This is a genomic window from Herbaspirillum sp. UBA812, from assembly GCF_002296545.1.
GTDB lineage: Bacteria > Pseudomonadota > Gammaproteobacteria > Burkholderiales > Burkholderiaceae_D > Herbaspirillum > Herbaspirillum huttiense.
Genome location: NZ_DBIC01000342.1, coordinates 1 through 8,857, shown reverse-complemented (window position 1 = coordinate 8,857; position 8,857 = coordinate 1). Strand labels below are relative to the sequence as shown.

The following is an 8,857-nucleotide window of genomic DNA, read 5'->3' as shown; positions in this document are numbered from 1 at the left end:
TCTAACCAACTGAACTACCGCTCCTAAACTGGTGCTGACTGCAAGATGCTGGTGGGCGCTGAGAGGCTCGAACTCCCGACCTAAGCCTTGTAAGGGCTCCGCTCTACCAACTGAGCTAAGCGCCCCGGCAAACTTGTCAGTCTCGTTGCTTTGTTACCTCAGCAACGAAAGAACATTATTTTATAGCATCTTTTAAAGCTTTGCCAGCTTTAAATTTAGGAACCTTCGATGCCTTGATTTTCAGCGCGGCGCCCGTCTGAGGATTGCGGCCCGTACGCGCCGCACGCTTGCCCACCGCAAAAGTGCCGAAACCCACCAGGGTGACCGTGCCATTCTTCTTCAGCGTGGTCTTCACTGCACCAATGAATGCGTCTACTGCTCGTCCTGCTGCTGCCTTGGAGATGTCTGCCTCGCCGGCAATGTGCTCAATCAGTTCGCCTTTATTCACTTACGCCCCTCGAACAAGTTTCTGGTTTGTTTGATTTCAAACGACGGTGCTTCGGCTCCAACACAGCGCGACAGAGCCCTCCTCACCATCGCTTGCCTGACGGAAATTTTCCGCAGCGGCTATTAAACAAGTCCATCAACAGCACTGTCAAGCCAAGGTGCAGACTTGACGCGATTTTCACTGAGCTTTTTTATTTCATTCCCACAGATCGATACGTGAAGCCTTTGGGGGAATAAAAAAGGCACCTCAACTGAGGTGCCTTTCAAAGCGGATAACTCCCGCAGGTTCAATGCTTCACAACCGGATCCGTCGCGCCTTCCTTCGGCTTCACGGCCGCTTCGACGATAGCTTCCTCTTCCGTCAGCGGCACCGGCTGGCGTTCCAGTGCGACTTCCAGGACCTTGTCGATCCAGCGCACCGGAATGATCTCCAGCTTGTTCTTGACGTTGTCCGGGATCTCGGCCAGATCCTTCACATTCTGCTCAGGAATCAGCACGGTCTTGATGCCGCCGCGATGCGCCGCCAGCAGCTTTTCCTTCAGACCGCCGATGGGCAGCACCTCGCCGCGCAGCGTGATTTCACCGGTCATCGCCACATCAGCACGCACCGGAATGCCGCTGAAGATGGACACCAGCGCCGTGGTCATCGCAATACCGGCCGACGGACCATCCTTGGGCGTCGCACCTTCCGGCACGTGGATGTGGATGTCGCTCTTCTCGAACACCTCATTCTTGATGCCCAGCTTGCGGGCACGGCTGCGAACCACGGTACGTGCGGCCTCGATCGATTCCTTCATCACGTCGCCCAGGGTACCGGTGCGGATGATCTGGCCCTTGCCGGGCATGTTCACCGCTTCGATGGTCAGCAGGTCGCCGCCGACTTCGGTCCAGGCCAGACCGACCACCTGGCCGATCTGGTTTTCCTTCTCGGCCATGCCGAAGTCATAACGACGCACGCCCAGGAACTTGTCCAGGTTGCGCGAGGTGACGGTGACCTTCTTCTCCTGCTTCTTCAGCAGCAGCAGCTTGACCACCTTGCGGCAGATCTTCGAGACTTCGCGTTCCAGCGAACGCACACCGGCTTCACGGGTGTAGTAGCGGATGATGTCGCGGATGGCGGACTCGGCCACGCTGATCTCGCCTTCCTTCAGGCCGTTGTTCTTGATCTGCTTGGGCAGCAGGTAACGCTGCGCAATGCTGGTCTTCTCATCCTCGGTGTAACCCGACAGGCGAATCACTTCCATCCGGTCCAGCAGCGCCGGCGGGATGTTGAAGGAATTCGAAGTCGCCACGAACATCACGTCCGACAAGTCGAAATCAACTTCGATGTAGTGGTCGGAGAAGGTGTGGTTCTGCTCCGGATCCAGCACTTCCAGCAGGGCCGAAGAGGGATCGCCACGGAAATCCATCCCCAGCTTGTCGATTTCATCCAGCAGGAACAGCGGGTTGCGCACGCCCACCTTGGACAGGCTCTGCAGGATCTTGCCCGGCATGGAACCGATGTAGGTACGGCGGTGGCCACGGATCTCGGCTTCATCACGCACGCCACCCAGGGCCATGCGCACGAACTTGCGGTTCGTCGCGCGGGCGATGGATTGGCCCAGCGAGGTCTTGCCCACGCCCGGGGGACCGACGAAGCACAGGATCGGTGCCTTCAGCTTGTCCACGCGCTGTTGCACGGCGAGGTATTCCAGAATGCGTTCCTTGACCTTCTCCAGGCCATAGTGATCGCCTTCCAGCACCTTCTCGGCATTGGTCAGGTCGTTGTTGACCTTGGACTTCTTCTTCCAGGGCAGCGCCACCAGGGTGTCGATATAGTTGCGCACCACGGTCGCTTCGGCCGACATGGGCGACATGAGCTTGAGCTTCTTCAGCTCGGATTGCGCCTTTTCCAGAGCTTCCTTGGGCATCTTGGCAGCGGCGATCTTCTTTTCCAGCTCTTCCAGATCGGCACCGTCTTCGCCTTCGCCCAGTTCCTTCTGGATGGCCTTGACCTGTTCGTTCAGGTAGTACTCGCGCTGCGACTTTTCCATCTGGCGCTTGACGCGCCCACGGATGCGCTTTTCCACCTGCAGGATGTCCAGTTCGCCTTCCAGCTGCCCCAGCAGATGCTCGTAGCGCTTGGTGACGTTGAAGATCTCCAGGATCACCTGCTTCTGCTCCAGCTTCAGCGGCAGATGCGCGGCGATGGTGTCGGCCAGGCGGCCGGCGTCATCAATACCGGCCAGCGAGGTCAGGATCTCGGGAGGGATCTTCTTGTTCAGCTTCACGTACTGGTCGAACTGCTGCACGATGGTACGGCGCATGGCTTCGACTTCAGCCTCATCGCCCTGCTCGGATTCGACCGGGGTCAGGTCGGCGACGAAGTGGGTTTCCAGTTCGCTGATGTGATGGATGCGGGCACGCTGCGCGCCTTCGACCAGCACCTTGACGGTACCGTCAGGCAGCTTCAGCATCTGCAGGATATTGGCCACGCAGCCAATTTCATAAATGTCTTCGGCCGAAGGCTCATCCTTGGCGGCGGCCTTCTGGGCTGCCAGCATGATGCTCTTGCCCTGCTCCATGGCCGCTTCCAGCGCCTTGATCGACTTCGGGCGGCCGACGAAGAGCGGAATCACCATATGCGGGAAGACAACCACATCCCGTAAGGGCAACAGCGGCAATTGCGATTGTTCTGTGAGTATAGGAGTCGTCATGGCGGGCCTTATCAATAAGTACTGTGAATGATGTTGGCACGAGTGACCAAAACACAAGTCCGGTGGAAGAAATATTCACCAGCTGCGCGTTGTCATGATCGCAACAAAATAAAAAAGCCACACGCGAAGCTAGCTCCGGGTGGCTTTTCGATGGAAGCCAGTTATGTGCGCCGGTTTATTTTACCGTGTTTGCGGTGACCGGACTTCGTGGTGGCTTCTTGCTTCCGGAAGGCCCCACTCGAGGGCCTTCCTTTTACTGCTCTTTAGTTCACTTGCCGGGCAATCAGCCGCCCGAGACCTTGGGTTGGTCGTGATAGATCAACAGCGGTTTGGCACCATTGGTGATGGTGTTCTCGTCGACCACCACCTTGGCGACGTTCTGCTCGCTAGGAAGTTCATACATCACATCCAGCAGGGCGTGCTCCAGAATGGACCGCAGGCCGCGTGCGCCGGTCTTGCGCGCCAGGGCCTTCTTGGCGATGGCATGCATGGCGGCCGGACGGATTTCCAGCTCGGCGCCTTCCATCTGCAACAGCTTGGCGTACTGCTTGATCAGCGCGTTCTTGGGCTCGATCAGGATCTGGATCAGGGCTTCTTCATCCAGCTCGTTCAAGGTTGCGATCACCGGCAGACGGCCCACCAGTTCCGGGATCAGGCCGAACTTGACCAGGTCTTCCGGCTCGGCATTCAACAGCACTTCCGAATTGCTCTTCTGGGTCTGGCTCTTCACGCTGGCCGAGAAACCGATGCCGCTCTTTTCGGAACGGTCGGAAATGATCTTGGCCAGGCCATCGAAGGCGCCGCCGCAGATGAACATGATGTTGGTCGTGTCGATCTGCACGAAGTCCTGGTTCGGATGCTTGCGGCCACCTTGCGGCGGCACCGATGCCATGGTGCCTTCGATCAGCTTCAGCAGGGCCTGCTGCACACCTTCGCCGGACACGTCGCGGGTGATGGACGGGTTATCCGACTTGCGGGAAATCTTGTCGATCTCGTCGATGTAGACGATGCCCTTCTGGGCTTTCTCGACTTCGTAATTGCAGTTCTGCAGCAGCTTCTGGATGATGTTCTCGACGTCCTCGCCAACATAGCCGGCTTCGGTCAGCGTGGTCGCATCGGCGATCACGAACGGGACGTTGAGCATGCGTGCCAGGGTCTGTGCCAGCAAGGTCTTGCCGGAACCGGTCGGGCCCACCAGCAGGATGTTGCTCTTGGCCAGCTCGACGTCATCCTTTTTGCCGAGGTGCTTCAGGCGCTTGTAGTGGTTGTAGACCGCCACCGACAGGATGCGCTTGGCAGTAGCCTGTCCGATCACGTACTGGTCCAGCAGGTCGGTGATTTCCTGCGGGGTCGGTAGATCCGACTTGGTGCCGGTGACGCTTTCCACGCTGGCGGCTTCATCACGGATGATGTCGTTGCACAGGTCGATGCATTCGTCGCAGATGAAGACCGAAGGACCGGCGATGAGCTTCTTCACTTCATGCTGGCTTTTGCCGCAGAAGGAGCAATAAAGCAGTTTTTCGCCGCTGGAAGATTTTTTCTCGGACATAGAGCTACTAGAGTAAAAGTTACGACCCGATCATACCCGCGAAATCCGGATTCGTCACGGCTTGGTCATTTTTGCTGTCCCAAATTGCTTCACAGGACTGCCGTATGACCGTTATATGTCAGCCCAGGTGCCATTTATCAAGCAAATAGAACCCGAAAAGCCGCTCTGTGCCAATTTCGTCAAAATTTGGCCAAAAAAAATGCCCGAACAGCATTACGTTCGGGCATTTTTCGCGTTGGATCGTCGCCAATGCGATGACGCAAACTCAAGCGCGCTGGGTCAGCACCTGGTCGATCAGACCGTATTCCGCGGCGGCCTCGGCCGACATGAAATTGTCGCGATCGGTGTCCTTGCTGATCTGCTCGACGCTACGGCCGGTCTTCTCAGCGAGGATAGTGTTCAGACGTTCACGCAGGTACAGGATTTCACGTGCCTGGATCTCGATATCTGATGCCTGGCCCTGGGCGCCGCCCAGAGGCTGGTGAATCATGATGCGCGAGTTCGGCAGCGAGAAACGCTTACCCTTGGCACCAGCAGCCAGCAGGAAAGCGCCCATGGAGGCAGCCAGACCCGTGCACAGCGTCGACACTTGCGGCTTGATGAACTGCATCGTGTCGAAGATCGCCATGCCGGCCGATACCGAACCGCCAGGCGAATTGATGTACAGGGAAATGTCCTTGTCCGGGTTTTCGCTTTCCAGGAACAGCAGCTGGGCCACGATCAGGTTGGCCATCGCATCATTGACCGGTCCGACCAGGAAAATGATGCGTTCCTTCAGCAGGCGCGAATAGATGTCGTAAGCGCGTTCGCCACGGCCACTCTGTTCGATCACCATCGGCACCATGCCGAGCATTTGGGTATCCAGTGCAGATTGCTTCATCAGACCTGTCATGTATGCATCCTTAAGCGTAAGAGTTTTCTGATACTACTAGAGAAAACCGGATTACGCTTGCGCCTGATTACCCATCAGTTCGTCGAACGAAACCGGCTTTTCCGAGACCTTGGCCTTGCCGAGAACGTAGTTGACGACGTTTTCTTCCAAAACAAGAGCTTCGACTTCAGCCAGACGGCGGCGGTCGGAGAAGTAGTACTTCAGCACTTGTTGCGGATCTTCGTAGCTCTGGGCGAAGTCTTCGATCTGGGCCTTGACCTGCTCTTCGGTGGCTTCCAGCTTGTTCTGCTTGACCACTTCAGCCAGGATCAGGCCCAGGCGCACGCGGCGCTCGGCCTGGGCGGTGAACAGTTCCTTGGGCAGTTGCATGACCTTGGGGTCCATGCCGCGCTGGGCCATGTCCTGACGGGCCATTTCGGACAGGCGCTCGACGTCCTGGTCGATCAGGGCCTGGGGCACATCCAGCTCCGACGCCTTGATCAGGGCGTTCATGACGCTGTCCTTGGTCTTGGCCTTGGTGCGGGCGGTGACTTCGCGCTCCAGGTTCTTCTTGATGTCTTCGCGCATCTTGGTCAGATCGCCGTCTTCGATGCCCAGGGATTGAGCGAAGACTGCATCGACTTCAGGCATGTGGGCCCATTCGATCTTCTTGACGGTGATGGTGAATTCAGCGGTCTTGCCGGCCACGTCCTTGCCGTGATAGTCCTCGGGGAAAGCCAGCGGGAAGGACTTCGACTCGCCGACCTTCAGGCCGATGGTGGCTGCTTCGAATTCCGGCAGCATGCGGCCTTCGCCCAGCACGAACGGGAAGGCATCGGCCTTGCCGCCCTGGAATTCGACGCCGTCGATCTTGCCGACGAAGTCCACGGTCACGCGGTCGCCGTTCTGGGCCGACTGGTCGGCACCGCCGTCGCCGTGCGCGCCTTGCTCGCCCTTGACGTGGTAGTGCACGCGCTGCTTGCGCAGGATGTCGATGGTCTTGTCGATTTCGGCGTCGGAGACGGCCGCGGTGGTCTTCTCGACTTCAGCGCCGGACAGGTCGCCCAGGGTGACTTCGGGATAGACTTCGAAGGTGGCGTCGAAGGCCAGCTTGCCTTCGCCGGCTTCTTCGCTGGTCTTGGGTTCGATGCGCGGGAAACCTGCCACGCGCAGGTTGTTTTCGACGGCGGCGTCGTTGAATGCGCGGCCGACCTTGTCGTTCAGGACTTCGGTTTCGACCTGGTAGCCGAACTGGGCGGCAACCATCTTCATCGGCACTTTACCCGGACGGAAACCCGGTGCCTTGGCGGTACGGGCGCGCACCTTCAGGCGCTTTTCCACTTCAGCCTGAACATCGGCCAGCGGGAAAGACAGGGTCATACGACGTTCGAGTTTGCTCAGGGTTTCGACTGCAGTTGCCATTTAAATCGTCCAAATGTTAAGAATTCCGTAAGCCGGAGCATGCTGTCCTCCATCCCAATCATCAGACTGCAGACGAAAAGCGCCCTGCCCGGCCGCGCTAAAGCTCGCTATTTTATACGCAAAAAGCGCCGATAGTCCAAAAATGGGCTTGCCACGCTGCAAACAGCCGCAAATCCCCTCCGAAACCCGCCGAGCCAGCCCCGGCGCGGCCCGCCAACCCATCACCGCCGCCGACGGATTGCCTGCCAGCAAAGTCCGGCGTAAAGAATTTAGAGAATTTCCCTCATTTCACCGGAATCGGCGTGGAAGGTGCCACCGGCACGGCGGTGACGGCATTCATCGGGCTGCCATCGATGAGCTTGTCCGAATAGGTCAGGTAGACCAGCGTATTGCGCTTTGTATCGACCACCCGTACCACGTGCAGGCGTTTGAAGAGAATGGACATGCGCTCGCTGAAGACGTCTTCCTGGACCGGCAGCTTGTCCTGGAATTGCAGGGTCGGCGCCACCTGGCGACAGGCGATGGAGGCTTCCGACTTGTCCTCGGCCAGGCCAACCGTGCCCTTCACGCCACCGGTGCGGGCACGCGAGACGTAACAGCTCACGCCCTGCACCTTGGGGTCATCATAGGCTTCGATGACCACGCGGTCGTTCTTGCCCAGCCAGCGGAAGGCGGTACTGACGTCAGCCAGTTCTTCGGCCGAGGCCACATGGGGAATGGCGGCGGCAAGGGCGAAGACGGAGAAGATCGCCCCGGCCAGGGCGCGTGCTTGATGTTTCATGAGGATGCCCGAATCAGGTGAATTGAATTTATGAAGGAGTGAAGTAGACCGTCATGCGCGCGCATTGTTCAGCTTGCATCGGCCAGCGACGCGGTTTTGCATCGAATCGCAGCAGCCACCCGGAGCTACGGGCAGGATCAGTCCTCGATCTTTTCGAAACGCGGCACCTGCTTGCCATCGATTTCGACCGTTTCGAAGAAGACATCGCGCGGACGCAGCCAAAGGCGGCCATCGGCGGCGCGGTAGATGATCATGGGCGTGAGGTCGGCTTCGAGGATGGCCTCGTCGATATATTCGTAGATGCCGCCCTTGTAGTGACGATAGCGTGTCATGGCAATCCTGCTGGCTGGAAGAAGAAGCGGCATGGTACTACCGATCAGCGGCGGCACAAAAATGTCCGCACAGAAAAACGCCCACAGTAACAACACCTTGCAGTACAATGGCGCGCTTTGACAAATTGCTACCTGCATCGGTAGCGGCAGGTCTGCGGCGCACCCGCTGCCAGACTGCTATCGCACCGGTGCCCGACCCCCTTCAGCGAGGATGGCGAAATTGGTAGACGCACCAGGTTTAGGTCCTGACGCCAGCAATGGTGTGGGGGTTCGAGTCCCCCTCCTCGCACCAGAAAATCTCTTTGAAATCAAAGACTTATAAATGCTCGACTGTCATTGTTGCGGGTATTGTGTGACAGTTTTAGCACAGTAATGCCAGCAGAATGAGAAGCTGACTCTGTTTAGGTGCAAACAAAAAGGCCTCTACCGCTCACGCACCAGAGGCCTTTGTTTTTCCTGCTCGGCGGCTCAGCATTGTCATACCGGCGGCATATTTCGTCAGACGAAGAAAATGTCGTGATCAATGTCCGGCAGATGGCCAAAAGTCAGGGGCTACATGCCGATAAATCATCTCAGCTGTGCCGACCAACTCCATTGAGCATTCTTTTCTCGTTCATCGAAGCCTTCCCACATGGGTCAGATAACAACAGCGCCAGCCCTGCCTGCTGGCAGAGCCGGCGCTACTGGTTTGCCCCAAGCACTCAGGACTTCGGAGCGAGCCAGGAGTCTTCTGCTTCGATACCGTCCGGATCGAAGGTC

The 8,857-nt window shown here is 58.0% G+C and carries 9 protein-coding genes and 2 tRNA genes; 3 read left to right on the top strand and 8 right to left on the bottom strand.

Annotated features, from left to right (window positions below):
* Positions 1-49: 49 nt before the first annotated feature.
* The 8 genes from B3873_RS23050 to B3873_RS23015 form a co-directional block, all read right to left on the bottom strand.
* Positions 50-125, bottom strand: a tRNA-Val gene (locus B3873_RS23050).
* 50 nt (positions 126-175) lie between these two features.
* Complete coding sequence (locus B3873_RS23045) at positions 176-448, bottom strand: HU family DNA-binding protein (RefSeq protein ID WP_008329418.1); 273 nt, start codon at positions 446-448, stop codon at positions 176-178.
* 286 nt (positions 449-734) lie between these two features.
* Complete coding sequence (gene lon / locus B3873_RS23040; protein ID WP_134222577.1) at positions 735-3,143, bottom strand: endopeptidase La; 2,409 nt, start codon at positions 3,141-3,143, stop codon at positions 735-737.
* Positions 3,144-3,426: 283 nt separating this feature from the next.
* Positions 3,427-4,692 carry an ATP-dependent Clp protease ATP-binding subunit ClpX gene (clpX, locus tag B3873_RS23035; RefSeq protein ID WP_121045673.1) on the bottom strand — a complete coding sequence of 422 codons (1,266 nt, stop codon included), beginning with the start codon at positions 4,690-4,692 and terminating at the stop codon, positions 3,427-3,429.
* A 265-nt stretch (positions 4,693-4,957) separates the two neighbouring features.
* Positions 4,958-5,584, bottom strand: a complete 627-nt coding sequence (gene clpP, locus B3873_RS23030) for an ATP-dependent Clp endopeptidase proteolytic subunit ClpP (RefSeq protein WP_034341328.1) — start codon at positions 5,582-5,584, stop codon at positions 4,958-4,960.
* A 51-nt stretch (positions 5,585-5,635) separates the two neighbouring features.
* Positions 5,636-6,985, bottom strand: a complete 1,350-nt coding sequence (gene tig / locus B3873_RS23025) for a trigger factor (RefSeq protein WP_039787217.1) — start codon at positions 6,983-6,985, stop codon at positions 5,636-5,638.
* 283 nt (positions 6,986-7,268) lie between these two features.
* Positions 7,269-7,766, bottom strand: a complete 498-nt coding sequence (locus B3873_RS23020) for a CreA family protein (protein ID WP_286869263.1) — start codon at positions 7,764-7,766, stop codon at positions 7,269-7,271.
* A 137-nt stretch (positions 7,767-7,903) separates the two neighbouring features.
* A complete protein-coding gene (locus B3873_RS23015; protein ID WP_286869262.1) occupies positions 7,904-8,098 on the bottom strand; it encodes a DUF1653 domain-containing protein in 195 nt (64 codons plus the stop codon).
* Between B3873_RS23015 and B3873_RS23010 the strand changes: the two genes are divergently transcribed.
* From B3873_RS23010 to B3873_RS23000, 3 genes are all read left to right on the top strand, one after another.
* The gene (locus B3873_RS23010) at positions 8,097-8,219 is read left to right on the top strand and encodes a hypothetical protein (protein ID WP_286869261.1); all 123 of its coding nucleotides are present in this window, start codon (positions 8,097-8,099) and stop codon (positions 8,217-8,219) included. The genes B3873_RS23015 and B3873_RS23010 overlap by 2 nt on opposite strands.
* Before the next feature lie 84 nt (positions 8,220-8,303).
* Positions 8,304-8,390, top strand: a tRNA-Leu gene (locus B3873_RS23005).
* 155 nt (positions 8,391-8,545) lie between these two features.
* Positions 8,546-8,857, top strand: a 312-nt coding sequence (locus tag B3873_RS23000; protein WP_286869260.1) for a hypothetical protein, incomplete at its 3' end; no start/stop codon positions are given.